We start from the raw sequence: 24595 nt of genomic DNA on the forward strand, positions 1-24595 counted from the left end.
GTGCCGATCCTGACCGCTCCTTTTCCCAAGCGAGCGGACGCCATGGCAACCAACGAACCTCTGCAACTCAATCTCGGCTCTTTGCGCAGCGCGATGTCGCTGACGCTTCACACCCACCACGCCTCGCGCATCTGGCATGGCCGCGCCGCCGCCGAGGGGCGACCCGGCATCGTCGGCCTGAACGGCTACATCGCCGTGATGAACAAGATGAAGCGCGGCTCGGAGCAGGACGACCCGTACAGCGACTGGTGGATGTTGCGCATCGAGGAAAAGCTCGACCAGACCAGGACCACGTTGCAATCGCTGCGCGAGCAGGTTGACCAGGCACTGGCCGGCGTGCCTGCGGCGTTGAGCCTGGGTGAGAACCTCAACGTGCAGCCGGTGAAGCTCCCCTTGTTCGTGAACGCGCAGCTCGGCTTTGCCGCCGTCTATCTGCTGGCCGACTACGACGACATCGCCCGCAAGCTGATCCTCGCCCACCACACCGCGCTGATCGATCGCTCGACGTTGGAGCGCTGGCTCAACGAAGGTGCCCACGCGCTGCGCAGCCTGTTCAGCCTGGCCCAGCAATACCGCTACTCGGGCTGCACCCGCGACGACTTCGCGGCCAAGAACGCCGCAGCTCGGGCAGCATTGGAGAAGTTCGGCGAACTGCCGCAGGACGTGCTCGAAGGCATGCGCCGCTCGAAGTTTGCGCCGCCCGTCGTGCGCCGTGGTCTGCAACAGCGTGGTGATAGCGCTGCCGCAGCCGCATCTCCCACCGACGAAGGCGCTGCCGCCGATTCGGCCGAGGCCAAGTCCACAGCCGCCGGCGAGGACGAACCGGCATGAGCGACCCGAACCGCGAACCGCGCTACTTCCGTCGTCTGGAACAGCCAGCCTTCATGCGGCTGGAACACGCGGCCTCTCTAAAAGGCCTTTTAAAGCCTTTTAAAGGTAAAGGGGACTTCGAGGCCTGGGCCAGCCAGTGCTTCGCCATGCGCGACGAGTTGATTGCCCTGGCGCAGCGACAGGTGCTGCCACAGGCGTGCGGGCATCCCTTCCACCTGCTTCCCGTCGAGCTGGCCCAGCAGACCACTGGCGCAGGCACGACCTTTCTTCGCTGGCGCAAGCACGATCGATCGGCCATGGGCGTGGCGTTGTGGCAGGAGCTGATGGCGAGCCCCAGCACGCCGGTCAACCTGCTGCACGACCTGCACGAGATCGAACTGCAGCGCGTCATGCTGAACATGCAGATCAGCCTGCTGCACACCCTGGGCAGGCAAGCACAGGAATGCGCCAGCAAGGCCGCGCAGGCGGACAACACCTACCTGCGCCGGCTCGCGTCCGTTCCTGCCGCAGTGCGCGATCGGTGATTGCGCCTGCCATCCGAGCACGCGCCCGAGCCCAACGAGGCACGGGTATTTCAACCACCACGGAGATTCCAACATGAGCACACAATTCATCGGCGAGGGCAACATCGGATCGCCTCCCGAGTACCGCGAATTCCCCAATGGCAACGACGATCCTCGCCGGTTGCTCCGGCTGAACGTGTACTTCGACAACCCCGTCCCCACCAAGGGCGGCGAGTTCGAGGACCGCGGCGGCTTCTGGGCGCCGGTGGAACTCTGGCACCACGACGCCGACCGCTGGCAGCAGCTCTACCAGAAGGGCATGCGGGTGCTGGTCGTCGGCCGCATGGAGCGCGACCCCTGGACGGACAACGAAGATCAGCCGCGTGAGACTTGGCAGGTCAACGCGCGCAGTGTCGGCATCCTGCCGTACCGCATCGAGTCTGTGGCCCTCAGCCCGAAGCCACAGGAGGCAGAGCCGAAGCCCCAGGCCACCCAGGAATCGACGGCGCCGAAAGAGACCAAGCGCAGGAAGTGATCGGGCATGGAGGGCGGCTGCCGCAGTGCTTCGCCGCCCTCCATGCGCTGCGAATTATCCCCAGGGGATAGCTCCACCAACGTCCACCGAGTTCCACGCGCGCTCCCGGAAATCGCGGCTCTCGGCCCGCACACTTCCGGCCACGCACCTTCCCCGCACTCGCCATTTCATCGGCGTGAAAGCGGTCGCTGCCGCATGCGGCTTGTTTGCTGCTGCCAGGGGCTGCGCTCGGCATCCTCGATCCCAGCAACTCCATGAACAACAGGAATCGGGATGGACGGATATGCGGCTGTTCTTGTGCGAGAAGCCCTCCCAGGGCAAAGACATTGGCCGGATTCTCGGCGCCACGCAGCGCGGTGAAGGCTGCCTCAACGGTTCCGGCGTCACGGTCACCTGGTGCATCGGCCATCTCGTGGAGGCGGCGCCGCCCGAGGCCTACGACGAGCAGCTCAAACGATGGTCCGTTGAGCAGTTGCCCATCATTCCCCAGCACTGGCGGGTCGAGGTCAAACCGAAGACCGCCACGCAATTCAAGGTCGTCAAGGCGCTCTTGGCGAAGGCGACTCACCTGGTTATCGCCACCGATGCCGACCGCGAGGGCGAATTGATCGCCCGCGAGATCGTGGAGCTTTGCGGCTACCGCGGCCCCATCGAACGCCTGTGGCTGTCGGCGCTCAACGATGCGTCCATTCGGGCGGCACTGGGCAAGCTGCGGCCTTCGGCCGAGACGCTTTCGATGTACCACTCGGCGCTGGCGCGCTCCCGTGCGGATTGGCTCGTGGGCATGAACCTGAGCCGGCTGTTCACGGTGCTGGGGCGACAGGCGGGTTACGACGGCGTGCTGTCGGTCGGCCGCGTACAGACCCCGACGCTCAAGCTCGTTGTGGACCGCGACCGCGAGATCGCGCGCTTCGTGTCCGTACCATACTGGGCCATCGCCGTGTCCCTGTTCGCAGGCGGTTCGACTTTCGCCGCGCAATGGGTTCCACCCGATGCGTGCACCGACGACGCAGGCCGCTGCCTGCGGCAGCCGGTCGCACAGCAGACCATGCAGCAGATCCGCGCTGCGGGCAGTGCCCACGTCGTGTCGGTGGAGACTGAGCGTGTCCGCGAAGGCCCGCCGCTGCCGTTCGACCTGGGCACCTTGCAGGAAGTGTGTTCCAAGCAGCTTGGGCTGGACGTGCAGGAAACCTTGGAGATTGCCCAAGCCCTGTACGAGACGCACAAGGCCACGACGTACCCCCGCTCGGACTCCGGCTACCTGCCCGAGAGCATGTTTGCCGAAGTGCCCACCGTTCTCGACAGCCTGCTCAAGACCGATCCCTCGCTGCGCTCGATCATGGGCCAGCTCGACCGCTCGCAGCGCTCGCGCGCCTGGAACGATGGCAAGGTCACGGCGCACCACGGCATCATCCCGACGCTCGAACCGGCGAAGCTCTCCGCCATGAGCGAGAAGGAACTGGCCGTGTACAGGCTCATCCGGTCGCATTACCTGGCGCAGTTCCTCCCTCACCACGAGTTCGACCGCACTGTGGCCAAGTTTTCGTGCGGGGGGCAGAACCTGGCGGCCACGGGCAAGCAGGTTGTCATCCCGGGTTGGCGCCAGGTGCTCGCCGAGCCGCAGGCCGAAGACGGTGATGGCGAGGGCGATACTGCGGTCCGCGCCCAGGTGCTGCCCGCGCTGCCGAAACTGTATGAGGGCCTGGCATGCCAGGTGGCCGACGTCGATCTCAAGGCACTCAAGACGCTGCCGCCCAAACCGTACACGCAAGGCGAGTTGGTCAAGTCCATGAAAGGCGTCGCCAAGCTGGTGTCCGATCCCCGCCTGAAGCAGAAGCTCAAGGATACGGTTGGCATCGGCACCGAAGCGACGCGGGCCAACATCATCGGCGGCCTGATCGCTCGCGGCTACCTCGTGAAGAAGGGGCGCGCCATCCGCGCCTCGGATGCGGCTTTCACTTTGATCGATGCCGTGCCTGCGGCGATTGCCGACCCTGGCACCACCGCCGTCTGGGAACAGGCGCTCGACATGATCGAGGCCGGACAGCTCACCCTGGACGTGTTCATCGGCAAGCAGGCCGCGTGGATTTCGCAGTTGATTGCGCAGTACGGCAGCGCCTCCCTGTCCATCAAGGTTCCCCAAGGGCCGGCATGCCCGCAGTGCGGCGCACCCACGCGCCAGCGCAGCGGCAAGAGCGGCCCGTTCTGGTCGTGCAGCCGCTACCCGGACTGCAAAGGCACGCTGCCAGTCGAATCCGGCAGCTCCAAGCGCGGCGCCTCGCGCCCGCGCCGTAGCGGCCGCAAAGGCTCCTGACCGCCCCCGTTCCCCGTGAGCCGTGCCCGCCTTCGGCGGCGTGGCCCCTGTCCCGCACTCCGCCGCATGCCCTGCGGGACGCCCAGCGCGCAACGCCTTCTTGATCCGTGTGCGCGTCCCGCCCAGCCGTCCCCGGCCGCGGGACCTGAAGGTAGCTTCTCTGCGAGCCGCACCACGCGCGTTCTGTTGATCTGCGTTTCTTCCGCCCTCTGCGAAGGGTCTCCCGGTGGCTTGCCAGGCTGCACGAGCCACCGGGAGACCCTTCGTGGTCAGCGGTAATCGGTGCCGGTGCCCGCCGGTGCAAAAACGGGCTCCCTTTGTGCGCGGATGTGCGCCAGACGATGCCGGCCCCAGCCACGACATGGGCCGGGTGTGATTGCTTGATGAGCAGACGGTTCTAGCGACGACCGGGCCTGCCAATCAGCCCACGGGTGGTTCCTCTTTTCTCCCGAGCCGAAGGCCGTTGGGCCTTCGGCGCCATTCTCCTGCCCATCAACGTCCCGGCCCGGCCATTGGCCTGGGCCACACGAACAGGAGAGACGACATGCACCCTCAACCTTGCGCACCGCTGCTGTACGGCAGACGGAGGTCGAGAACGGCATGCCCGCCTATCGCGCGGCCATCGCCAATGGTACGCTCGGCTGCAGCCGAGGCCGTAGCCCAAAGGCTGGACTACCTCTTTTGCAGAGGTAAACCTCGGGATGAACTGGGCGAAAACATGCCTTATGTGCCCGCCTTACGGCGAGCTGTTTCCGATGCTTCGCGCAGGATTTCCCGCCCCCCATTCGCTGCGATTGCGGCCACGATGACGCCCAGCACCAGATCCGGGATGTTCGACCCGAACCCCATCACCAGCACCCCGGACAGCACAATCGCACCATTGACGATGGAGTCGTTGCTGGTAAAGATCGCTGACGCCTTGAAGTTCACATCTTCCCCGCGATGGCGGCGCAGTAGTCTGAGGCACACTAGGTTCAAAGCCGCGTTCAGCGCGGCCATGGCCATCATGGCTGGGCCGACAGGCTCTTCCCCTCCAGCGAAGCGGCGTAGGACTTCCAACAGCAGCAGCGCGGCCAGGCCGATTAGCAAGAAACCCGACAAGCGGGCCGCGCCCACCTTGACCGTTGCCGCACGACCGACGGCATACAGGCTAACCGCATAGACCGACGCATCGGCGAGGTTGTCCAACCCGGCGCCCATCAGCGCCGTAGAGCCAGCCCAGATGCCAAGGGCAATGCCGGCGGCGGACTGCGTCAGGTTGATCAGCAACACAGTCAGAAGAATCTTTCGGTCCTTCGCATCGCTCGCATCTAGGCGGCCCAACTCGTCGTTTTCGTGATTTCTGTGGTTTTCAGCCATGCATTGTTCCTTCCAAATCGATGGATGCTGAAGCCTGTAGCGGCTGGAGAGTCAAGGCGCAGATGCAACGAACTTGCCACAGGGTCTTCCCGGACGCCCTTGACTCTACCGTAGCTAGAAGGTTTTCCAATCCAGTCAGAGCTTTAGGACAGAACAGATGAGCACCAATGCGCCCCCTTCATTGCGACTGTCATCCGGTATGGCTGCTATCCACTGATCCGTGGCGCCACTGCGGTTGTGCTCTTCGGCGAGCTCGCGACCGGCCGGCCGTCTTTTCCGACGGAGCTACTCACAGTGATCGTCGCGCTCGCTTGTGCCGCCTTGCTAGAGGGCGGGCGGCCTTTCCACTCCCCGTTGAGCCAGTAGCGGCGTTCCAAGCTGTGGTTGGCCGTCGGCGCATGGCTCGGCTTCTTGGTCGTGCATCTGGCCTTCCAGCACTCCAATCTGGGATACCGGGTCGGGCCGTTGGGATTGTTGATCGGGGTGGCTGAAGCCCATCGCTGGCATCACAAGCGTGAGCACGAAGACGCCCAAGTCAACTACGGCGATTTCTGGATGCCCGGGGGCCACTTGTTCAGCGCTTTCCGGTCGCAAAAGCACACGCTGGGCGCCAAAGAGTGACACTCAAGAAAGATGGACTTTCCAATGGACTACGGCCCGCAGCTTGTCTATCCCTTCCGGAGCCGGCCAGCAGCGGCAAACGCTTGCGCTGCTGGCTATACGATCTTGCCCACGTCGCATTCTTGCGCGAGTCGGGCCTTGCGGCTTCTTGCGAAGCGATCGCGAGTTGCGTGGCGTGCCCATGAGTCGGGCCGCGTCGTGGCGCACTGCTACCTTGGCCTGCACCTGCACCTGCGCAGCCACGCCGCGATGCTCGGTCTGGCCTGGAGAACCCGTAAGGTGGCGGAGATTGCGGCGCGCAGGTCGTCCGGCTCGCGCTGGCTCCTGTGGGCCACGCCCTCGGTCGCACGCCGTCTCAAAACGTCAGAATCGCGCGCTTTCGCATGATGGAGCGCGGCACGTGGCTCTCAGAACTGGACCCGATCACTTCCAGCACCGATGACACGCTCGAGCTTCAGGCGGGCTCGGCCAAGCTGTTGAGAATGCCGCACTCGCGCGAGGTTCGGGCGCTATCGCAGGAGCGTCGCAGATCCATTAACTCGCGCTCCAAGGCGCGCAATTCCTTCATCTTGGTCCGCACTTGCGCGATATGAGCGTCGACCAGCGCGTTCACCTCGCCGCAGCCCAACTCTGGCCGATCCCGTAAGTTCAGCAGTTGACGGATCTCATCCAGCGTCATGTCCTTCGCCCGGCAGCGGCGGATGAACAGCAAGCGCTGCAAATGGACTTCGTCATAGAGCCTGAAGTTGCCCTCGCTACGTGCAGGCTCGGGCAGCAAGCCTTCTGACTCGTAAAAGCGCACGGTCTGCACCAAGCAATCTGCCTTCTTGCCCAGTTCACCGATCCGCATCATGGTTGCTTCCTATAAAAAACTTGACTCTATATCTACTAGAGGTTTTCTAATGATGGCATCCGGGGAAAACCTTGTCAATGAAGAGCGATCTATGAACAAAGAACCTTCCAGCCCATGCGCCTGCTCCGGCGGCAATGGCCAACAGACGGCGTGCGCCAGTGAGCAGGCCAGCACTGAAACCACCGTTTTCCACGTGAGCAACATGGATTGCCGCAATGAGGAAGCACTGGTGCGGCGAACGCTGGAGGGCATGCCCGGTGTCGAGCGGCTCCTGTTCGATCTTCCGCAGCGTTTGTTGACCATTTCGCACCGCGAAGTCTCGGCCGATGCCTTGGAGCAAGCGCTGAATTCGGTGGGCATGAAGGCTCAGGCTGTCCGAGACGCCGCCGTGTCGACCACCTACCGCATCGAGAACATGGACTGCCCGAGCGAGGAGAAACTCATCCGCTCGCACCTCGGGGCAGTCGAGGGAATTCAGGACCTCGACTTCGACCTCGCTGAGCGCACCCTGTCGGTGAAACACCTCGCTCAGGCACGCGCGCAGATGGAGCAGGTCCTGGCCTCGATCGGCATGCGCGCCAAGGAGCAGACCTTCGGCCACACGGGGCCGATCGAAGCCGCGGCTGTGATCCCATCCTCGGCCCTGCAGCAGCAACCAACCGCTGCCGTTTCCGCGCCGCCGATCGGCGAGCGGGTGACGTACCGGATCGAGAACATGGATTGCCCGACGGAAGAAGCGCTGATCCGCGACCGGCTGGGCAAGCTGCCGGGTGTGACCGCGCTCGACTTCAATCTGATGCAGCGTGTGCTGGGAGTCCAGCACACGCTGGCGACCTCAGCGCCGATCGAGAAGGCGCTTGCTTCCATTGGAATGCAGGCTGCGCGGCAGGACATGCAGACAGCCACCACGGTACTTCGCATCGCGAAGATGGACTGTCCGACCGAGGAAAGTCTGATCCGCGGCAAGCTGCAAGGCATGCCGGGCGTGCAGGGAATGGATTTCAACCTGATGCAGCGCACGCTCACGGTTCGGCACACACCCGACGCGATCAAGCCGGCAGTCGAAGCCATCGAATCGCTGGGCATGGAAGCCGAGGTCCAGAGGACTGATGAGCCGCGCGATGCCCCGGTGGCCGCGCACAAGACCAATTGGTGGCCGATGGCGGTTTCGGGCGTTGCGGCGGTGGCCGCCGAAGGCGTGTACTGGGTCAACGACGGCAATCATTGGGCCGTGATCGTGCTGGCACTGGTTTCGATCTTCACCGGCGGCCTCAGCACCTACAAGAAGGGCTGGATCGCGCTGAAGAACCTCAACCTGAACATGAACGCCCTGATGGCCATCGCGGTCACCGGCGGCATGGCGATCGGCCACTGGCCGGAGGCCGCCATGGTCATGTTCCTGTTCGCGTTGGCGGAAGTGATCGAGGCGAAGTCGCTGGACCGCGCCCGCAACGCCATTCGGGGGCTGATGGACTTGGCGCCCGAGACCGCGACCGTGCGGCAGGCCGATGGCTCATGGACAGAGCTGCCGGCCAAGGAGGTCGCAAAGGGCGCGGTGGTCCGCGTGCGTCCTGGCGAGCGCATCGCACTGGACGGCCTGATCACCTCGGGTCGATCGGCCATCAACCAGGCGCCCATCACCGGCGAGAGCCTGCCCGTCGAGAAGGCCGAAGGTGACCAGGTCTTCGCCGGAACCATCAATGAGACCGGCTCTTTCGAATACAAGGTGACCGCAGGCGCCAGCGACTCGACGCTCGCGCGCATCATCCATGCCGTGGAGTCCGCGCAGGGCAGCCGTGCGCCCACGCAGCGCTTCGTCGACCAGTTCGCCCGCGTCTACACGCCGGCGGTGTTCGCGGTGTCCGTGCTGGTTGCCGTCGTGCCGCCGCTCGCCTTCGGCGGCGCATGGTTTGACTGGGTCTACAAGGCCCTGGTACTGCTGGTGATCGCCTGCCCCTGCGCTCTGGTCATCTCCACGCCGGTCACCATCGTCAGCGGCTTGGCCGCTGCCGCCCGACGCGGCATCCTGATCAAGGGTGGCGTCTACCTGGAGGGCGGGCGCAAGCTCAAGGCGTTGGCCCTGGACAAGACCGGCACACTCACACATGGCAAGCCCGAGCAGACCGACTTCGTGCCGCTGATCGGCGAGGCGCAGGAAGTTGCCGCCTGGGCCGCAAGCCTCGCGGCACGCTCGGACCATCCTGTGTCTCAGGCCATCGCCCGCAAGGCGAACCGTGACGGCATCGCGCTGCACGAGGTCGACGACTTCGCGGCGCTGCCTGGCCGCGGCGTGCGCGGCCGCGTCGCCGGGCGCATGTTGCACATGGGCAACCACAGGCTCGCCCAGGAGCTGGGCCTGAGCGAAGCGACGCTCCAGGCTCGGCTGGAGACCCTGGAGCGCCAAGGCAAGACAGCGATCCTGCTGATGGACGATGCGACCGTGCTCGGCATTTTTGCAGTGGCCGACACCGTGAAGGAAACCAGCCGTGAGGCGGTGGCCGACCTGCAGGCGCTGGGTGTGCGCACGCTGATGCTGACGGGGGACAACCAGCACACGGCCGCGGCCATCGCTGCCCAGGTCGGAATCTCTGAAGCCCGTGGTGACCAACTGCCCGAAGACAAGCTCAAGACCATCGAAAGCCTGGTCGGCGGCGAGGGCCAGGTGGGCATGGTGGGCGACGGCATCAACGATTCGCCCGCGCTCGCCCGTGCCGACATCGGCTTCGCCATGGGCGCGGCCGGCACCGACACCGCGATCGAAACAGCCGACGTCGCCCTGATGGACGACGACCTGCGCAAGATCCCCGCCTTCATCCGGCTGTCGCGTAGCACTGCGGCGATCCTCACGCAGAACATCGTTCTGGCCCTTGGCATCAAGGCGGTGTTCCTTGCGTTGACGTTCACAGGGCATGCCACCATGTGGATGGCTGTGTTCGCTGACATGGGGGCAAGTCTTTTGGTTGTCGTCAATGGGCTGCGCCTCCTGAAGTTCAAGGCGGCATGAACAATGGATGAACCATCTCTTCGCAAGACGCAGTGGTACTCACTCGCGATCGTTATATTCGCCGGCGATCAGGCAGCTAAGAGCTACATTGACGCGACAACTCCCTTGGGTTGGTCGCACGAGGTGGCGTCATTCTTCAACCTAGTTCACGCTCTCAATCCCGGCGCGGCGTTCAGCTTCCTTGCTGGCGCGGGCGGCTGGCAGCGGTGGTTTTTTCTGGCGATCGCGTTCGCAATATCGGCATGGCTCGCATGGCTGCTCTCCCGGCCGCTGCGCAAAACGGAAGGCCTTTCGTACAGCCTCATTCTGGGCGGCGCATTGGGCAACGCGTTCGACCGCGCCACGCGCGGGCACGTTATCGACTACATCGACTTTCACCTGCACGGCTGGCACTGGCCCGCCTTCAACATCGCTGACATGGCCATCGTGGGCGGGGCGATCGCGCTGGTGGCCCAGTCGTTCATGAGCGTGGAGAACCCGGCCGCCACAAAGGAGTCCCAGTGACATTGGGACGATCCGGAAATTCGCAATGCACACGGTGCAGGACACCAATCTGAAGAGAACGGCCCCCAGCATGAGCGGCCGCGGCTTGGCCCTCATGCTAGCGCCCACCGCCGCTTTTGCTGCAACGCCCTGTTGCGATGGCGGCGATTGCTGCAACGACGTCGCAATGCCTTGCTGTGAATAAACAGCACGCAAGCCAGTTGACCTGGCAATTATGAAAGTCCATCACGGCGATGCTGGCCTTTTTCGTTCCAATGAGCCGTCACGGAGAGGTGATGATGAAGCTATGCCGGGATCCTGCAAGCTTTAGGACGGTCTTCTTTACCGCATAGCGATATGCTGATGTCACCCGTTCGCCTCGCCTGGCAAGTACAAGTAGTTCGTCGCGGTTTTCTGGCCGTGTCCGCCCGCTTCGCTGGCCCTTTTGCCCCAAACAAGCGCAATCATGCCTGCGTTACCACCAAAGTTCGCCCCCGCCAGTTGCTGTTCCTAAAGGGCATCAAGCTCAACGCCATCGCCGACCGGCCAGCGTATTTCGCATCGCTGCGTGCCCGTCGGGGCCAGCCCATCGTCATCCTCGCAGAGCTGGGACCGGACGAGGCATTCGCCCTGTGGAAGCAGCATGTACTGGGCGACAGGCCTCGCTGACCCAGTTTCGCCTCATCCTCCTGACAGCCCCGCACTTATTGCGGGGCTTTCTTTTTTCCGCGTTCGCCAATCGGGGCTGTTGCAAATGCCGATTTCCGGCTGACGCGGCTCGCCTCGCGCATGAAGCTGCCCGCATGTGTCGCTGATTCGTCAGCACCATGCCAGCAGCCAGAGTTTCCAGGCTGCCGCGGATTCTTTCCGCGCTACCCGCCAGTCCGCCATCGCATCGAGTCTGCGGACGCGCGTCACCCGTGACGCCGATGCTTTTTTCTCAACCGCGTGCGGGAGCTGCCATCCCGTGAGGGACGAGGCCCCGCTTTTTCCAAGGAGCCCGTCCATGTCCCAGCAAGCCTCTTTCGGCCAGTTGGCCTTGATCCATTGCGGCAAGTTCCTGCCGCTCGAAATCCTGCATAGCGCCGCCGGCCACTACATCGGCACGCGCGATACAGAAGGTCCCGTTTCGCGGGAATCCTGCCAGTACTTCCGCAGCTATGCCGCGGCTCAACGTGCCCTCGAAAGAGGCGGCTGGTCCCAGCTCGCCACACCCTGATCCAACTGGAGGAACCACGTCATGAACCAGCTTTTGCCCCAGGAAGTCGTCGATCAGATCATGCGGGAAGAGCAGCATTTCGCCGCCGCGCCCCAAGCCTTCTTCGAGGTCTGGAAGCGCGGCGTCGAGATCGCAGGCCCGCAATGGTTTGGCGACGGCACGCGCGAAGGCCTGAACCAGGCAAAGAGCAAGTGGGATCTGCGTCCCGACATGCTGCGTGCCAACGACGCACTCGGCGTCCTGAGCAGCGGGGAACGCATGTTCCTGTCCGCCATGTTCAGCTTCTACAACGCGCGCGAGGGCGGTGCCATGCTCAAGCGCTGCCACTTCCAAGGACTGTCGGACTTCGATGGTCTCGATCTGCAACGTCGCCAGGTGATCGCCGACCTGCTGCTGAACTACAGCGGTTGGTGAGCCGGTCCCTGGCACACCTTCATCACTGCGTTCACGGGACCCCATGAGGGACATGCGCCTCGTTCGAGGCCATGTCCCTCGCGTTTTCTCCCCGCCCAGCGCCATCCGGCATCAGGCGGTTTCCCCTGCGGATGCCATCGTCCGCAAGGGCTGGCTCCGTTCATTCATCGAAAGGAGCCTTCATGGCCAACAACTACTACGAAGCCACCGGCGTTCTCGTGCTCGACCGTGTGACGCCCGTCATCCAGGCGCTGTTCGGCGCCTTCGCGCTGGACGAGAGCCACCCCGGCAACGGGCAGGCCTACATCGCCCAGATCGCCGAGACCACCAATCCGCAATGGCCGGACGTGCTCGATGGCCTGGAAGACCTGGCCACGCAACTCGGTATTCCGATGCCGGACGACGAAGGGCTGTCGATCCCGCCGCTGCTCGAACTGCTCGCCGTGCACTTCCGTGCCGATGAGGACGAAGAGCTGGGGAACTTGATCGACCGTCATTCGTTCGAGGACACCGCCGATCTCGACGCATTGTTTCTGATCGCCACCCGGTTCGATGACGGGCACCACCTGACCGCCATCCAGTTCGAGGGCTGCTGGTACTGCAGCAAGCCGCGGCTGTTCGAGTTCGGCGGCAACGGCTGCTACCTGAGCCGCGAGGTCCGCTTCATCAGCTCCTCCTCCCAGGCCCTCCAGCTCGGCGACCAATTGCGCAAGACCATTGTGGCCGCCGACATCGAAGAGGCTTCGGCCCTGATCGCGCTGGAGACCATCAATCTGCTGGCGGGCGTCAGCGACGAGCCATTCCGCATGAATTTGCGCCGGCGCGTCGCCGAGCGATTGGCCCAAACGCCAACGATCAGCGTCACCTGACGCTGTTTCCTTTCTTTCCACCCACCGGGGTCAATTCCCGGTGGCGGGGATTTGCTCCATCATTATTCTGTTGGAGAAATCCCATGTCCCAGAATCCCAATCCCTTTCTACGCGGCTACTGGAATCTGAAAATCGTCCGCACGCTGTCCATCAGCTACGAGGACGGAAGCCCGCATGTTTGGCGAAACATCCACCCGAGCCAGCAGCACCTCTGCGACGCGGCGCTGGTTTCTTCTCCTTGCATCATCACCAGCGACTTCGCGGTGGTCAGGACTGGCACCGAACCTGTCGGCGCCGCACTGATCGCCGAATGCGACGCGGCTGAAGGGGGCAGCGGCGAAGGCATGGTGGGTGCCGTGGTGTACGCGATCCACGGCGACGACTTCGACGGCCGCCCCGTCCACATTGGCGACACCTATTCGGCCGAGGCCGCACGGGAAGTCGTGCAGCGGTTGAGCTTCGAGACCGGCTACTACAGCCGGTGCTGGGAAATCAGCAGCGCGCACATCAGCCGCGAAACCGGCCAGTACCTGGCCAACCTGGCTGACCTCGCGACGCCGGAGGCCTTTTTGTTCATCGCGTTCCGGATTCCCTACAGCCCGGCGATCGGCGTCAAGCTGATCTCCACGCCCTGGACGGACCAGCACCTGCAGGACGTCGAGGGGATCGCCGCCGAGCAGCTTCGGCAGGAGCACCGCAGCAAGGGCATGCCGGACGAGCTGGCACAGATCCTTGAACTGGCCGGCCAGGCCGACGTGCGCATCCTCATCCTCGATGCCGACGCACCCGTGTTGCCGGGCCTATCGCTGGCCGGCGAATAGCTGCCACACACATCCCCGGCCTTCCTTGTCCTCACCGCATGCCGGCCCGGTCTCCCGCCAGAGAGCCGGGCCGGCGCACTTTCACAGGAGCGATCCCATGTTCCCCGACCTCATCACACCCGCATCCGACTTCGAGCACCAACTCGGAGCCTGCGTCAACGCCATGAGCCAGGAAGATGCCATCGGCCAGATCCTGGTATTCGAGCGCATGAGCGGCACGCTGCACATGCGCCATATCGCCAGCGCCGACCTGGTGGACACCGACGTGGACGACTACGAAATGGTCGTCTTCGACGGTGGCAACACAAGCGGCGACACGTGGAAACACGTGTTCTTTCCGCGTCAGCGCGAGCACTACTTCGTGTACCAAGCCTGATTCCTCCAGCCCCTTTCGAGGGGCTTTTTCTTGCCCGCAGCACAGGAAAACGGTTGTGGTGCGGTGCCGTTTCCTGCGGGCAGGCAGACCGCCCCAGGGCCATGCTTGCCCCATGTTCGTCGGCGTTGCCGGCACATGCCCAGGCAGTCGAGACCTTCGAGGCTGCAAGCGCGGGAAACCGTGCTGGTCGTTTCTTCCTACGGACCTACCGCGTCCATCCACGCCACCCACAAGGGACCTCTCCCTTGCGGGCGGGGAATCCCTTGTTTTTCCTCAAGGAGTTTCCCCATGGATCGTTCCCTCATCAAATCCATGATGCCTTCGCTGGTCGCAGGCCATGTGCCCCGCAACGTGCGGTCGTTCAAGTACCGCGTGTTCGATGATCAGCCGCTGTCCTCAACGCTGGGCTTCGCCATCGACCCCCAACCCTTCGACGGCAAGGTGGTCGCCGCGACCGACGATGCCATCGTCGTCAAGCTCAAGCCTTCCGAGTTCGCGGTGCTCGATCCCAGCCTGGTGACCACGGTTCCTGCCGAAGGCGCCAAGGTGCATGTCCAACCCTATGCCCGTCGTCGCTTCGACGGACTGCGCGCGGACACGCCGGAGGTCATCACCGAGGAGACTTCGGACGGCACGCCGTACACCATCACGAGGCACATCCTCGGCTCGGCGCCGGCCAAGCTGCCCATTCCCACGCCGCAGTGCATGGAGTTGGGCCAGCTCATCGAGCAGTTGGAGGAGATGCCGGCCCCCGATCGCTTCCGGCGCATCACCCACATGCTGGTGGATGCCGGTGCCCGCGACTTCACCTGGGTCGATCCCACGCCCTCCAAGATCATCGAGACCCCGCCGGCGATCAGCTTCACGGTCTCGACCGCGAAGTTCGAGGGCCGGGTGACGATCCTCTACGACCGCGGCGGAGACACCTACGTGGTGGAACTGCACCGTCAGAACGGTGAATCGGTCGAACTGGTCGATCGGCACGACGAGGTGTATTTCGACATGCTCGGCGAAGTGCTGGAGAGGCTCATCGACGACGGGCGCTGGCGCCAGATCGACGTGAGCATCCTCGACGCGAAAGCGGCCCGCAAGCGCCAGGCCGTCCCGGCATGACGCCCCGCAGCGAAACCGGGCGGTCCTGCGGCTGACCCGAGGCATCCGCCACGGCGTTCCAGCCGTTCCGGCCGCGTGCACTACAGGCCCTTCATCCCATCGGATGGAGGCCTTTCTCATTCTTCCACACAGGAGATTTCATCCATGTCACTGCGATTCAAAGGCGCTGACCTGCGCCCCGTGCTGACCGAAGCCATCGCCAATCAGGGGTCGTCTCAGAAAACGGAAAAAAATCGTACGCTAAGAGCCGAAGTGGGCCCTTTAGCAGCAATGCAAAGCTGCGATCAACGGGCAGGAAACATTGCCATGGTGCGCGTTGCACTCTCTCACTAGCGTCGACAGGGCCTCTTCCATCCGCGTGAGGTCCGCCATGCGTGCGCGCACATCGGCCAGCCGGTGAGCAGCCAGTTCGGCCGCCTCGCTGCAATGGGTGCCGTCCTCCAGTTTCAGGAGCTGGCCGACTTCATCCAGGCTGAATCCCAGGCGCTGGGCTGACTTCACGAACTTCACCCGCGCCACGTCCGCCTGCCCGTAGCGGCGGATGCGACCGTAGGGCCGCTCCGGCTGGGGTAGCAAGCCCTTGAGCTGATAGAAGCGGATCGTCTCCACGTTGACCCGGGCTGCCTTGGCGAAGGCCCCGATGGTCAGATTCTCTTGAGCGTTCTCCATGGCGCTTGACTCCGTAGTTGACTACGGAAGTAACGTTACAGCATCAAGCGAAGTCCCGGAAGGAGAACCTTATGTCGGAACCCAAGAACGGCTGCGGCGCACTGGCGACCGGCGGCGTCGCGGCCGTCCTCGCCTCGGCCTGCTGCCTCGGCCCCCTTGTCCTGGTCGCGCTCGGCTTCTCTGGCGCGTGGATCGGCAACCTGACCGTGCTGGAGCCGTATCGGCCGATCTTCATCGGCGCAGCGCTCATCGCGCTGTTCTTCGCCTGGCGCAGCATCTTCCGACCAGCCCATGCCTGCAAGCCCGGCGACGTTTGCGCCGTGCCCCAAGTGCGGACTGCCTACAAGGTGATCTTCTGGATCGTGGCCGCCCTGGTTCTGGTTGCCCTCGCGTTTCCCTACGTCCTGCCGCTGTTCTACTGAAAGGAGATCACCATGAAGAAACTCACCACCCTCACCACCCTCATCGCCCTGGCCGCCGCTCTAAGCGCGCCCGCCTGGGCTGCCACCAAGACCGTCACCCTGTCGGTGCCCGGCATGACCTGCGCCGCGTGCCCGATCACGGTCAAGACGGCTCTGTCCAAGGTCGCCGGCGTCGAGAAGGCCGAAGTCAGCTTCGAGAAGCGGGAGGCCGTCGTCACCTTCGACGAGGCCAAGACCAATGCCGACGCCTTGACCAAGGCCACCGCAAACGCGGGTTACCCGTCCAGCGTCAAGCAGTGAGGGCGTAATCATGGCCGAGGCGATCACCCTCCACATCGAAGGCATGACCTGCACGTCGTGCGCCGAGCACGTCCAGCAGGCTTTGACGAACGTGCCCGGCGTGCGCGCGGCCTCGGTGTCCTATCCGCAGCGGCAGGCCGAAATCGAGGCGGATGCAGGCGTGAGCGTGGCCCCGCTGGTTGCCGCAGTGGCCACGCTCGGCTATCGCGCACGGCTTACCGACACGCCGAACAAGCCTGCCGGCCTGCTAGACAAGGCGCTGGGCTGGCTCGGTGGCGAAACGAAGCATGTTGGCGGTGAACAAGCGCTGCACGTGGCTGTGATAGGCAGCGGCGGCGCGGCGATGGCGGCTGCCTTGAAGGCCGTGGAGCAAGGCGCCCGCGTCACGCTGATCGAGCGCGGCACCATCGGCGGCACCTGCGTCAATGTCGGCTGCGTGCCGTCCAAGATCATGATCCGCGCCGCGCACATCGTCCACCTGCGCCGCGAAAGCCCGTTCGATGCTGGCCTGCCGGCCGCAGCGCCCGCTGTACTGCGCGAGCGGCTGCTGGCCCAGCAACAAGGCCGCGTCGAGGAGCTGCGCCATGCCAAGTACGAAGGCATCCTGGCAAGCACTCCGGCCATCACCGTGCTGCGCGGCGAGGCCCGGTTCAGGGACACGCGCACGCTGACCGTGGCGACCGCTGACGGCGGCACGCACGAGGTGAACTTCGACCGCTGCCTGATTGCCACCGGCGCGAGCCCGGCGCTTCCGCCAATCCCGGGCCTTGCGGACACACCCCACTGGACCTCCACCGAGGCGCTGGAAAGCAGCTCGCTCCCCGAGCGGCTGGCCGTGATTGGTTCCTCCGTGGTGGCGGTCGAGTTGGCGCAAGCCTTCGCCCGGCTGGGCAGCCAGGTCACGATCCTGGCGCGCAGCACGCTGTTCTTCCGAGAAGACCCGGCCATCGGGGAAGCCGTAACAGACGCCTTCCGCGCCGAGGGCATCGAGGTGCTGGACCACACCCAGGCGAGCCACGTTGCCTATGCGGGCGGGGAATTCGTGCTCACCACCGGGCAGGGGGAAGTGCGCGCCGACAAGCTGCTGGTCGCCACCGGTCGCGCGCCGAACACGCGCAGCCTGAACCTTGAAGCGGCAGGCGTCGAAGTCAATGCGCAGGGAGCCATCGTCATCGACCGCGCCATGCGCACGAGCGCACCGCACATCTTTGCTGCCGGCGACTGCACCGACCAGCCGCAGTTCGTCTATGTGGCGGCGGCGGCCGGCACGCGCGCCGCGATCAACATGACCGGCGGCGACGCGGCGCTGGACCTGACGGCGATGCCGGCGGTGGTGTTCACCGATCCGCAGGTGGCGACCGTGGGCTACAGCGAGGCGGAAGCGCACCACGACGGCATCGAGACCGACAGCCGGCTGCTGACGCTCGACAACGTGCCGAGGGCGCTCGCCAACTTCGACACGCGCGGCTTCATCAAGCTGGTGGCGGAAGCTGGCTCAGGGCGGCTGATCGGCGTACAGGCGGTCGCGCCGGAAGCGGGCGAACTGATCCAGACGGCCGCGCTGGCGATCCGCCACCGGATGACCGTGCAGGAGCTGGCCGACCAGTTGTTCCCCTACCTGACCATGGTCGAGGGACTGAAGCTCGCGGCGCAGACCTTCAACAAGGACGTGAAGCAACTGTCCTGTTGCGCCGGATGAGGAAAAGGGAGGTGTTCGATGAACGCCTACAGCCGCGCCAACCGCCGCATCTACGCGGCCTTGTCCGATCCCCTGTCGGCCACCCACCGGCACCGCCTCGACGATCCGCTCAAGCGCCACGACAACGGCAAGACGACCTGGCTGGCCTGGCTGCGCCAGTCGCCCGTCAAGCCGAACTCGCGCCACATACTCGAACACATCGAGCGCCTCAAAGCCTGGCAGGCGCTCGACCTGCCTTCCGGCATCGAGCGGTCGGTGCACCAGAACCGCCTGCTCAAGATCGCCCGCGAAGGCGGCCAGATGACGCCCGCCGATCTGGCCAAGTTCGAGGCACAGCGCCGCTACGCGACCCTGGTGCGCTCGCCATCGAGGGCATGGCCACCGTCACCGACGAAATCATCGACCTGCACGACCGCATCCTGGGCAAGCTGTTCAACGCTGCCAAGCACAAGCATCAGCAGCAGTTCCAGGCGTCCGGCAAGGCGATCAACGCCAAGGTGCGGCTGGCCACCTCGATCAAGCAGGGCACGGTGACGGCCTCGCTGATGCTCAGGAAACTCGGCAGCTACCCGCGCCAGAACGGCCTGGCCGTGGCGCTGCGCGAGCTGGGCCGCATCGAGCGAACGCTGTTCATCCTGGACTGGCTGCAAAGCGTCGAGCTGCGCCGCCGCGTGCATGCCGGACTGAACAAGGGCGAAGCCCGCAACGCGCTAGCCCGCGCCGTGTTCTTCAACCGGCTGGGCGAAATCCGCGACCGCAGTTTCGAGCAGCAGCGCTACCGGGCCAGCGGCCTCAACCTGGTGACGGCGGCCATAGTGTTGTGGAACACGGTCTATCTGGAACGGGCCTCAAACGCCTTACGCGGTCACGGCCAGACTGTCGATGACGCCCTGTTGCAGTACCTGTCGCCGCTGGGCTGGGAGCACATCAACCTGACCGGCGATTACCTCTGGCGCAGCAGCGCCAAGATCGGCGCGGGCAAGTTCAGGCCGCTACGACCGCTGCAACCGGCTTAGCGTACGATTTTTTCCGTTTTCTGAGACGTCCCCAATCAGTGCCGCATTGTCCTGGTCAAGGATCAGGGCGTGTACTTCCTCGCCGAGCGTGGGGAGCGTCGCCCGGATGGGCGCCAGGCACTGCTCGCCTACGCCGTCGGATGCAACCCGGACACCGACCCGTTCGATGACTGGTGGCACCTCGCCGGCCGCGAGCTGGGCGGCGATGACTTCGCGGAGTATTTCGACCCGAAGGACGGCCTGTTCACGCGCCTCCAGCACTCGGCGGACGATCTCGTGCTTTCCGCCACCGCCACGCACCTGTCCTTAGCAGTGGTGCCTCCCGCCTGACGCGGCAACCGCCTCGCAGCCCCCGCATCGGGGGCCTTCTTTTGTTCGCACCGCCGCCATCGCCGCGCGTGCGCGTTTGTCTCCAGCCGCCGAGGCACGCCCCGCCGGCCACAACGCCGGCATGCCACCGGAGACAACCGCATGAACACGCCATCGACCTCGCCGAGGCTGCACCTCCTACCGGTGTCGCTGCGCACGGCCAATGCATTCGTTCTGTCGCACCATCGCCACCACCGCCCGGTCCAGGGCGCGAAGTTCGCCCTGGCCGTCACGCTGAGCGACAGCGACCTGATCCACGGCGTGGCCATTGTCGGCCGCCCGGTCGCGCGGCACCTGGACGCTGGAAGTCACGCGGCTGTGCACCGACGGCACACCCAGCGCCTGCAGCAAGCTCTACGGCGCGGCCTGGCAGGCGGCAAGGGCGCTGGGCTACATACGCCTGCTCACCTACACCATGCCCGACGAAGGTGGCGCCAGCCTGCGCGCCGCCGGCTGGCGGCTGATCGGCGCGCGCGGTGGCGGCGCCTGGAGCCGTCCCGGCCGTCCGCGCGCCGATACCCCCGAGCACCTGCGCGGCGCCAAGTGCCTGTGACAGGCGCCGGGTGGCGCGGACAAAGGGAAGCGCCCGGGTGCCGATTGATTGCTGCCGCGCGCGCGAGGCCCCGCCATGCTGGCCCCATGCCTGCTGACGTCGTCAGCGACATGCCAGGCAACCATCGGTCTTCGAGGTTGCGGCGCAGTTCCCACTGCGTGACCGAGCCAGCTCGCACCGCATCCTTCCGCGAGCGGCCACCAGCCTCTGGTGGCGGATGCTTTCGCCTTATCAACCCACCGCGGGGTCACGCACCTTCCCCGCATGCGTGGGCCGGTGTGTCTCCGCTTCATCCCAATGGAGATTCACCATGAACACCACGTCCAACGAGAAATCGTATTTCGACCTCCACACCTCGGGCATCGGCTACATCCAGCGTGTCCGTGAAGTGCCCGTCCGGGGCGGCCGCCGTGCGCAGCCTTTCCTGGCATGCACCATCGCCGCGCTGGTCGGCCCCGCCCGGGACCCCAGCTACCGCTACTTCGACGTCAAGGTCTCGGGTGCCGAGGCCAAGAAGCTCGTTCAGCGCTACATCGGCGTTGACGATCCCAAGCAGCGCCCGCTGGTGCGCTTTCGCCTCGGTGACCTGTGGGGCGATGTGTACATCCGCGACAAGGGTGAGCAGAAGGGTCAGGCCGCCGCGTCCCTCAAGGCGCGACTGCTCAAGGCCGAACTGATCGACCGGGCCGAACTGGCTTCGATCGAGCAGCACGAGTTGATCACCCGCGGCATCGGCTATCTCAATCGTGTGAAGGACGTCACCCCAAAAGCTGGCGACTCGTTCCTCTCTTGCACCGTCGCGGCACTGGCCGGGCCTGTCGATGAACCGGAGTATCGGTACTTCGACACCATCGTCGCCACCCCGGAAGCCGAGCACCTGGTTCGCCGGTGCGTTCAGGCCGTCGAGGGTGACCGCAAGGTGCTGATCGCCTTCCGTCTGAACGACATGAAGATCGATCCGTACATCCGCACCAAGGGTGAGCACGCCGGGGAACCGGCCGCCAGCCTGGAATCGACGCTGGTCCACATCGGTCTCATCAAGATCGACGGCACCCAGGTCTATCCGACGAGCCAGGCGCAAGCCGAGGCGCCGCCGGCCGAAGACGCATCCGCGTCCGAAGCCGACGATGCCATCGACACGGCCACCGAGCCCGCCGAGCGCGAGCCCGAGGCGCAAGTCCAGGAGCAGGAGCCGGCATTGGCTGCTTCGTTCTGATCCGGCACGGCCTCTCACGGGGCCTTGTCGCTTTTCCTCCCCACGTACGCCGCGTCCCCAGGACGCGTGCTTGCGCATTTCATCCCCCGAGTTCCGCGTGGTCTCACGGCCACGCGGTTGTCGAATTTCTCAAAGGAGATCAGCCATGTCTCTGGTATCCCGCTTTGCTCCGCAATCCCCGATCCTGCGCTCTGATCGCCCACTCTCGGACGACCGCATTCGTGCCGTCGTTCCGTCGATCTTCGCCGACGCTCCACATGGGAGCCGGTCCGATCGGTATGCCTACATACCGACCTCGACCGTGCTGACCAAGCTGCGCCAGGAGGGCTTCGAGCCCTTCATGGTGTGTCAGACGCGCGTGCGCAACGAAGACCGGCGCGAGTACACGAAGCACCTCATCCGACTTCGCCATGCAAGCCAGATCAACGGCGACGAGGCGAACGAGATCATCCTGCTCAACAGCCATGACGGCACGAGCAGCTATCAGATGCTCGCCGGCATGTTCCGGTTCGTCTGCCACAACGGCCTGGTTTGCGGTGACACCACCGCAGACATCCGCGTTCCCCACAAGGGCGACGTGGCCAGCCAGGTGATCGAAGGTGCCTACGGAGTCCTCGAAGGTTTCGAGCGCGTGCAGAACGCGCGCGATGCGATGCGCACCATCACCCTCGATGAGGGCGAAGCGGAGGTCTTTGCGAACTCTGCGCTCGCACTCAAGTACGACGATCCGGCCAAGTCCACGCCTGTCACCGAGAGCCAACTGCTGGCCCCTCGGCGATGGGACGACCGCAAGAACGACCTGTGGGCCGTCTTCAACCGCGTCCAGGAGAACCTAGTCAAAGGGGGCCTGAACGGACGCACGGCCAACGGCCGCAATCAGCGCACCCGTCCGGTGCAAGGCATCGACCAGAACCTGCGCCTGAACCGGGCGTTGTGGCTGCTGGCCGAAGGCATGCGCCAGCTCAAGGCGTGATGCCACGCGGACCTCGCCCACCTCGGGCGAGGCCATTTCCTCTCATCCACCGGGTGCCGTCGGCGGCCCGTCATTCATCATCAGGAGAACCATCATGGCAACCCCATCGGCTTCCGAGAAATCTGTTGCGCCCATCGTCGTCCCCGGCCAGCTCACGCTGCGTACCATCCGCGGCAAGAACGGCCCGTTCACGGTTGGCCGCCTCGCGACGCACCTCGGTACTTTCGAGGTCAAAGACCCGGAGCTGGAGCAGTACCCCGAAGGCAAGTACGACGGGGAATTCATCATCAGGTACATCTTCCCGAAGTCCTATCCGGTCGGCGGCGGCATGCGGTTCGAGATCCGTGCCAGCCTCGACGGCATGACGCTCAACGGCATCGACAAACTCAGCCGCGACGAAGCCCGCAGCTTCGCCACCCAGGACGTCGATCCGCTCGATGAAGAGCAAGGGGCGCAGCCTGCGGCAACGCCGGCCAAGCCCACCAAAGCGTCCAGGCCCGCCAAGCCCGCACCCGTGCAGGCGTCCGCGGACCCGCTGGTCGATACCACGCCCTTCGGCGTGGATGCGCCACCGCCTGCTACGGCCGCTGCCCCCGGCAGCACCGAAGACGGTGACGCCGCGCTCTTCGGCCTGCTGTGGCCGCTGGGCGAGTCCGTGAAACTGGATTCGACCATCGACCGCCGCACCCTGCGCGCGCAGATCGCCCGCCTGGGCGAGCTGGGCTACGCGCTGGACTTCAAGACGCAGGAGTGGAGCCGCCAGGCCGAACCAAAACCTGCGTGATCGCAGACGCCGCATGCGCGGTGTTCTTCATCCACCCGCCGGGGTTCCTTTCCCATGCGGGGGAGGCCCTGGCCATTTTCTGGAGGTCTCCATCATGTCCACCATCGCTTGCGATACCCCGCGTTCAACGCTGGATGAACCCGCGTGGCGGGACCTTTGCAAAGCGGCCGCCGCACACGCCCAGCGCGGTTGCGGCTTGTCCTACGACCACTACGTGACGCTCTTCAGTTCGGCGATCGACGCACAGGCCAATCGTTTGCCGGATGAGCAACGTGCTCAGGCTCTCGAAATCGCGGCCCAGGAATGGGACTACGCAACACCTGCCGAACGGCAGGAAACCCAGGACTGGAATGCGGAGCATGGCTATTGCTCGCACGGGATCGAGTTCGGCTACTGCCCGGCCGGTTGTGATCGAGACGATGACGACTGGGATTGAGGGCGACGCATAGGTTCCTTCGCCGCAGATGCGGCATTCCATCACCCGCTGGGGGTTCTTCCCCACGGGGAGGCCTTCAGCTCAACTTTTCGAGGAGGCCTCTCATGGGCTGGTATTTCTCAAACCAATCGCGGTCCGAACTGATCGCGGAACTGATCGCACCGCAAGAGACCGAGCGCGCCAGCGTCAAGGTCATCGCTCACACCCTGCGCGGCAACGTGCTGTGGTCCGTCGCCGAAGTGACCGCCAAGGTCGAAGGCGTGCATCGTGATCTCGCACCGGGCCAGTCCCTGCGCTACATCCGCTGCGATCTGCTTGAACGAAGCGGCGGCCAGTGGGGCTACAAGTCCTTGGACGAGTCCATGCACCCGTACTACTACACGTGCCCGCTGTCCTATCTGGACCTCGCACCGGAGCAGTCCGCCGACTGGCGTGCAGGCGTTCGCGCCTACCACGCCCGGCGGCGCACACCCACGGCATCCGCGGCATCCGCCGCGGCGTCGATGGCCTGAGCCAGGAGGAACCGACATGGACCCGATCCTGGCAACGCTTCCGCCCTCGTTGCTGGCACTCGTTGAAGGGAGTTTGTCCAACGACGAAGTGTCCTCCGACGAGGAAATGCTGGCGTACTTCATCGACAACGGCCTCACCGAGGACCAGGCACGGCAGGCACTGACCTACCGCGACCAGTACCTCAACAACATCTACCTGGAAGGCTTCACGCCGATCACTTCGGCGGACGAGCCGCTTCACTTCAACCCGCACACCCGGCAGTTCGAGCCGGACTGAGCGGTTTTCTTCCACCCCCTGGGGCAGTACTTGCCCCAGCGGGCGGTGCTGTTC

28 protein-coding genes and 3 pseudogenes are annotated in these 24595 nt (G+C 64.9%); 28 read left to right on the top strand and 3 right to left on the bottom strand.

The genetic code is table 11. The annotated features are described in order from the left end of the window. The first annotated feature begins 42 nt into the window (after positions 1-42). The 4 genes from BUB23_RS13545 to BUB23_RS13560 all read left to right on the top strand — a co-directional run bounded on the left by BUB23_RS13545 (position 43) and on the right by BUB23_RS13560 (position 4183). Positions 43-831 (top strand): PFL_4669 family integrating conjugative element protein, encoded by a 789-nt coding sequence (locus BUB23_RS13545; RefSeq protein WP_012112316.1) that lies wholly within the window; start codon positions 43-45, stop codon positions 829-831. Further along, positions 828-1355, top strand: a complete 528-nt coding sequence (locus tag BUB23_RS13550) for a DUF3158 family protein (RefSeq protein ID WP_003098978.1) — start codon at positions 828-830, stop codon at positions 1353-1355. Before BUB23_RS13545 ends, BUB23_RS13550 begins: the two co-directional genes overlap by 4 nt. A gap of 73 nt (positions 1356-1428) precedes the next feature. Then, a complete protein-coding gene (locus BUB23_RS13555; protein ID WP_003098976.1) occupies positions 1429-1869 on the top strand; it encodes a single-stranded DNA-binding protein in 441 nt (146 codons plus the stop codon). Positions 1870-2152: 283 nt separating this feature from the next. Next, the gene (locus BUB23_RS13560; protein WP_003116834.1) at positions 2153-4183 is read left to right on the top strand and encodes a DNA topoisomerase III; all 2031 of its coding nucleotides are present in this window, start codon (positions 2153-2155) and stop codon (positions 4181-4183) included. A 723-nt stretch (positions 4184-4906) separates the two neighbouring features. Here BUB23_RS13560 and BUB23_RS13565 read toward each other — a convergent pair. Beyond that, on the bottom strand, positions 4907-5542 hold the full coding sequence (locus BUB23_RS13565) for a cation efflux transmembrane domain-containing protein (protein WP_003098972.1): 636 nt from the start codon (positions 5540-5542) through the stop codon (positions 4907-4909). Between the two features lie 411 nt (positions 5543-5953). Between BUB23_RS13565 and BUB23_RS27360 the strand changes: the two genes are divergently transcribed. Together BUB23_RS27360 and BUB23_RS27365 are read left to right on the top strand one after the other, a co-directional pair. Continuing rightward, positions 5954-6163 (top strand): sterol desaturase family protein, encoded by a 210-nt coding sequence (locus BUB23_RS27360; RefSeq protein WP_014747696.1) that lies wholly within the window; start codon positions 5954-5956, stop codon positions 6161-6163. A 24-nt stretch (positions 6164-6187) separates the two neighbouring features. Continuing rightward, a complete protein-coding gene (locus BUB23_RS27365; RefSeq protein ID WP_196495817.1) occupies positions 6188-6550 on the top strand; it encodes a DUF3703 domain-containing protein in 363 nt (120 codons plus the stop codon). 67 nt (positions 6551-6617) lie between these two features. Here BUB23_RS27365 and cadR read toward each other — a convergent pair whose 3' ends face one another. Further along, positions 6618-7016, bottom strand: coding sequence for a Cd(II)/Pb(II)-responsive transcriptional regulator (gene cadR, locus BUB23_RS13580; protein WP_003098965.1), 399 nt, complete (start codon positions 7014-7016; stop codon positions 6618-6620). A 91-nt stretch (positions 7017-7107) separates the two neighbouring features. On the opposite strand from cadR, the gene BUB23_RS13585 reads away from it, so the two are divergent. The 9 genes from BUB23_RS13585 to BUB23_RS13625 all read left to right on the top strand — a co-directional run bounded on the left by BUB23_RS13585 (position 7108) and on the right by BUB23_RS13625 (position 15315). Next, positions 7108-10020: a heavy metal translocating P-type ATPase gene (locus BUB23_RS13585; protein ID WP_003098961.1), complete on the top strand. Its 2913-nt coding sequence runs from the start codon at positions 7108-7110 to the stop codon at positions 10018-10020. Positions 10021-10023: 3 nt separating this feature from the next. Beyond that, positions 10024-10524 carry a signal peptidase II gene (lspA, locus tag BUB23_RS13590; protein WP_003098955.1) on the top strand — a complete coding sequence of 167 codons (501 nt, stop codon included), beginning with the start codon at positions 10024-10026 and terminating at the stop codon, positions 10522-10524. Between the two features lie 336 nt (positions 10525-10860). Then, positions 10861-11172, top strand: a complete 312-nt coding sequence (locus BUB23_RS27810) for a hypothetical protein (RefSeq protein ID WP_003108988.1) — start codon at positions 10861-10863, stop codon at positions 11170-11172. 337 nt (positions 11173-11509) lie between these two features. Further along, complete coding sequence (locus BUB23_RS13600) at positions 11510-11722, top strand: hypothetical protein (RefSeq protein ID WP_003116833.1); 213 nt, start codon at positions 11510-11512, stop codon at positions 11720-11722. Between the two features lie 21 nt (positions 11723-11743). Then, positions 11744-12136: a hypothetical protein gene (locus tag BUB23_RS13605; protein WP_003116832.1), complete on the top strand. Its 393-nt coding sequence runs from the start codon at positions 11744-11746 to the stop codon at positions 12134-12136. 182 nt (positions 12137-12318) lie between these two features. Further along, positions 12319-13005 (top strand): hypothetical protein, encoded by a 687-nt coding sequence (locus tag BUB23_RS13610; protein WP_003116830.1) that lies wholly within the window; start codon positions 12319-12321, stop codon positions 13003-13005. A gap of 83 nt (positions 13006-13088) precedes the next feature. After that, the gene (locus BUB23_RS13615; protein ID WP_003116829.1) at positions 13089-13826 is read left to right on the top strand and encodes a DUF5983 family protein; all 738 of its coding nucleotides are present in this window, start codon (positions 13089-13091) and stop codon (positions 13824-13826) included. A 97-nt stretch (positions 13827-13923) separates the two neighbouring features. After that, entirely contained in the window at positions 13924-14202 is a 279-nt protein-coding gene (locus tag BUB23_RS13620) for a hypothetical protein (RefSeq protein ID WP_003116828.1), read from the top strand. Between the two features lie 288 nt (positions 14203-14490). Then, the gene (locus BUB23_RS13625; RefSeq protein WP_003098941.1) at positions 14491-15315 is read left to right on the top strand and encodes a hypothetical protein; all 825 of its coding nucleotides are present in this window, start codon (positions 14491-14493) and stop codon (positions 15313-15315) included. A 261-nt stretch (positions 15316-15576) separates the two neighbouring features. On the opposite strand, the gene merR is transcribed toward BUB23_RS13625, so the two are convergent. After that, positions 15577-15984, bottom strand: a complete 408-nt coding sequence (gene merR, locus BUB23_RS13635) for a mercury resistance transcriptional regulator MerR (RefSeq protein ID WP_003098939.1) — start codon at positions 15982-15984, stop codon at positions 15577-15579. Between the two features lie 71 nt (positions 15985-16055). Between merR and merT the strand changes: the two genes are divergently transcribed. From merT to BUB23_RS13695, 13 genes and pseudogenes are all read left to right on the top strand, one after another. Next, positions 16056-16406 (top strand): mercuric ion transporter MerT, encoded by a 351-nt coding sequence (gene merT / locus BUB23_RS13640; protein ID WP_003116827.1) that lies wholly within the window; start codon positions 16056-16058, stop codon positions 16404-16406. A gap of 12 nt (positions 16407-16418) precedes the next feature. Then, positions 16419-16706, top strand: a complete 288-nt coding sequence (merP, locus tag BUB23_RS13645) for a mercury resistance system periplasmic binding protein MerP (protein WP_003116826.1) — start codon at positions 16419-16421, stop codon at positions 16704-16706. A gap of 10 nt (positions 16707-16716) precedes the next feature. Next, complete coding sequence (gene merA / locus BUB23_RS13650; protein WP_003098932.1) at positions 16717-18405, top strand: mercury(II) reductase; 1689 nt, start codon at positions 16717-16719, stop codon at positions 18403-18405. An 18-nt stretch (positions 18406-18423) separates the two neighbouring features. Continuing rightward, the gene (locus tag BUB23_RS27815; RefSeq protein ID WP_425439545.1) at positions 18424-18939 is read left to right on the top strand and encodes a hypothetical protein; all 516 of its coding nucleotides are present in this window, start codon (positions 18424-18426) and stop codon (positions 18937-18939) included. Beyond that, positions 18903-19421 (top strand): annotated as a pseudogene (locus BUB23_RS27820) (Tn3 family transposase); the annotation flags it as partial. The gene BUB23_RS27815 and the pseudogene BUB23_RS27820, both read left to right, overlap by 37 nt. A 33-nt stretch (positions 19422-19454) precedes the next feature. Next, positions 19455-19751 (top strand): annotated as a pseudogene (locus BUB23_RS13660) (DUF3085 domain-containing protein); the annotation flags it as partial. A 141-nt stretch (positions 19752-19892) separates the two neighbouring features. Then, a pseudogene (locus BUB23_RS27370) lies at positions 19893-20343 on the top strand (XF1762 family protein). A 310-nt stretch (positions 20344-20653) separates the two neighbouring features. Beyond that, positions 20654-21559 carry a DUF3577 domain-containing protein gene (locus tag BUB23_RS13670; RefSeq protein WP_003116825.1) on the top strand — a complete coding sequence of 302 codons (906 nt, stop codon included), beginning with the start codon at positions 20654-20656 and terminating at the stop codon, positions 21557-21559. A gap of 145 nt (positions 21560-21704) precedes the next feature. Continuing rightward, entirely contained in the window at positions 21705-22532 is an 828-nt protein-coding gene (locus BUB23_RS13675; RefSeq protein WP_013391792.1) for a DUF932 domain-containing protein, read from the top strand. Positions 22533-22626: 94 nt separating this feature from the next. Continuing rightward, on the top strand, positions 22627-23316 hold the full coding sequence (locus BUB23_RS13680; RefSeq protein WP_003116823.1) for a DUF3275 family protein: 690 nt from the start codon (positions 22627-22629) through the stop codon (positions 23314-23316). 94 nt (positions 23317-23410) lie between these two features. Then, positions 23411-23752, top strand: coding sequence for a hypothetical protein (locus BUB23_RS13685; protein ID WP_003116822.1), 342 nt, complete (start codon positions 23411-23413; stop codon positions 23750-23752). A gap of 104 nt (positions 23753-23856) precedes the next feature. Then, entirely contained in the window at positions 23857-24264 is a 408-nt protein-coding gene (locus tag BUB23_RS13690; RefSeq protein ID WP_003116821.1) for a hypothetical protein, read from the top strand. 16 nt (positions 24265-24280) lie between these two features. After that, positions 24281-24541, top strand: a complete 261-nt coding sequence (locus BUB23_RS13695; RefSeq protein ID WP_003090124.1) for a hypothetical protein — start codon at positions 24281-24283, stop codon at positions 24539-24541. The last annotated feature ends 54 nt before the right edge of the window (positions 24542-24595 follow it).

Origin of the sequence: Pollutimonas bauzanensis (assembly GCF_900129885.1) — a bacterium.
Taxonomy (GTDB): Bacteria; Pseudomonadota; Gammaproteobacteria; order Burkholderiales; family Burkholderiaceae_B; genus Pollutimonas; species Pollutimonas bauzanensis.

Excerpts from the sequence above, each read along its gene's own strand:
- BUB23_RS13680 (WP_003116823.1), top strand. The coding sequence starts at position 22,627 with ATGGCAACCCCATCGGCTTCCGAGAAATCTGTTGCGCCCATCGTCGTC.
- BUB23_RS27365 (WP_196495817.1), top strand. The coding sequence starts at position 6,188 with ATGGACTACGGCCCGCAGCTTGTCTATCCCTTCCGGAGCCGGCCAGCA.
- BUB23_RS13620 (WP_003116828.1), top strand. The coding sequence starts at position 13,924 with ATGTTCCCCGACCTCATCACACCCGCATCCGACTTCGAGCACCAACTC.
- BUB23_RS13695 (WP_003090124.1), top strand. The coding sequence starts at position 24,281 with ATGGACCCGATCCTGGCAACGCTTCCGCCCTCGTTGCTGGCACTCGTT.
- BUB23_RS13585 (WP_003098961.1), top strand. The coding sequence starts at position 7,108 with ATGAACAAAGAACCTTCCAGCCCATGCGCCTGCTCCGGCGGCAATGGC.
- BUB23_RS13670 (WP_003116825.1), top strand. The coding sequence starts at position 20,654 with ATGAACACCACGTCCAACGAGAAATCGTATTTCGACCTCCACACCTCG.
- BUB23_RS13610 (WP_003116830.1), top strand. The coding sequence starts at position 12,319 with ATGGCCAACAACTACTACGAAGCCACCGGCGTTCTCGTGCTCGACCGT.
- cadR (WP_003098965.1), bottom strand. The coding sequence starts at position 7,016 with ATGATGCGGATCGGTGAACTGGGCAAGAAGGCAGATTGCTTGGTGCAG.
- BUB23_RS27815 (WP_425439545.1), top strand. The coding sequence starts at position 18,424 with ATGAACGCCTACAGCCGCGCCAACCGCCGCATCTACGCGGCCTTGTCC.
- BUB23_RS13555 (WP_003098976.1), top strand. The coding sequence starts at position 1,429 with ATGAGCACACAATTCATCGGCGAGGGCAACATCGGATCGCCTCCCGAG.
- merA (WP_003098932.1), top strand. The coding sequence starts at position 16,717 with ATGGCCGAGGCGATCACCCTCCACATCGAAGGCATGACCTGCACGTCG.
- BUB23_RS13560 (WP_003116834.1), top strand. The coding sequence starts at position 2,153 with ATGCGGCTGTTCTTGTGCGAGAAGCCCTCCCAGGGCAAAGACATTGGC.
- BUB23_RS13675 (WP_013391792.1), top strand. The coding sequence starts at position 21,705 with ATGTCTCTGGTATCCCGCTTTGCTCCGCAATCCCCGATCCTGCGCTCT.
- BUB23_RS13685 (WP_003116822.1), top strand. The coding sequence starts at position 23,411 with ATGTCCACCATCGCTTGCGATACCCCGCGTTCAACGCTGGATGAACCC.
- BUB23_RS13565 (WP_003098972.1), bottom strand. The coding sequence starts at position 5,542 with ATGGCTGAAAACCACAGAAATCACGAAAACGACGAGTTGGGCCGCCTA.
- BUB23_RS13605 (WP_003116832.1), top strand. The coding sequence starts at position 11,744 with ATGAACCAGCTTTTGCCCCAGGAAGTCGTCGATCAGATCATGCGGGAA.
- BUB23_RS13550 (WP_003098978.1), top strand. The coding sequence starts at position 828 with ATGAGCGACCCGAACCGCGAACCGCGCTACTTCCGTCGTCTGGAACAG.
- merP (WP_003116826.1), top strand. The coding sequence starts at position 16,419 with ATGAAGAAACTCACCACCCTCACCACCCTCATCGCCCTGGCCGCCGCT.
- BUB23_RS13625 (WP_003098941.1), top strand. The coding sequence starts at position 14,491 with ATGGATCGTTCCCTCATCAAATCCATGATGCCTTCGCTGGTCGCAGGC.
- BUB23_RS13690 (WP_003116821.1), top strand. The coding sequence starts at position 23,857 with ATGGGCTGGTATTTCTCAAACCAATCGCGGTCCGAACTGATCGCGGAA.
- BUB23_RS13615 (WP_003116829.1), top strand. The coding sequence starts at position 13,089 with ATGTCCCAGAATCCCAATCCCTTTCTACGCGGCTACTGGAATCTGAAA.
- BUB23_RS13600 (WP_003116833.1), top strand. The coding sequence starts at position 11,510 with ATGTCCCAGCAAGCCTCTTTCGGCCAGTTGGCCTTGATCCATTGCGGC.
- BUB23_RS13545 (WP_012112316.1), top strand. The coding sequence starts at position 43 with ATGGCAACCAACGAACCTCTGCAACTCAATCTCGGCTCTTTGCGCAGC.
- BUB23_RS27810 (WP_003108988.1), top strand. The coding sequence starts at position 10,861 with ATGCTGATGTCACCCGTTCGCCTCGCCTGGCAAGTACAAGTAGTTCGT.
- merT (WP_003116827.1), top strand. The coding sequence starts at position 16,056 with ATGTCGGAACCCAAGAACGGCTGCGGCGCACTGGCGACCGGCGGCGTC.
- lspA (WP_003098955.1), top strand. The coding sequence starts at position 10,024 with ATGGATGAACCATCTCTTCGCAAGACGCAGTGGTACTCACTCGCGATC.
- merR (WP_003098939.1), bottom strand. The coding sequence starts at position 15,984 with ATGGAGAACGCTCAAGAGAATCTGACCATCGGGGCCTTCGCCAAGGCA.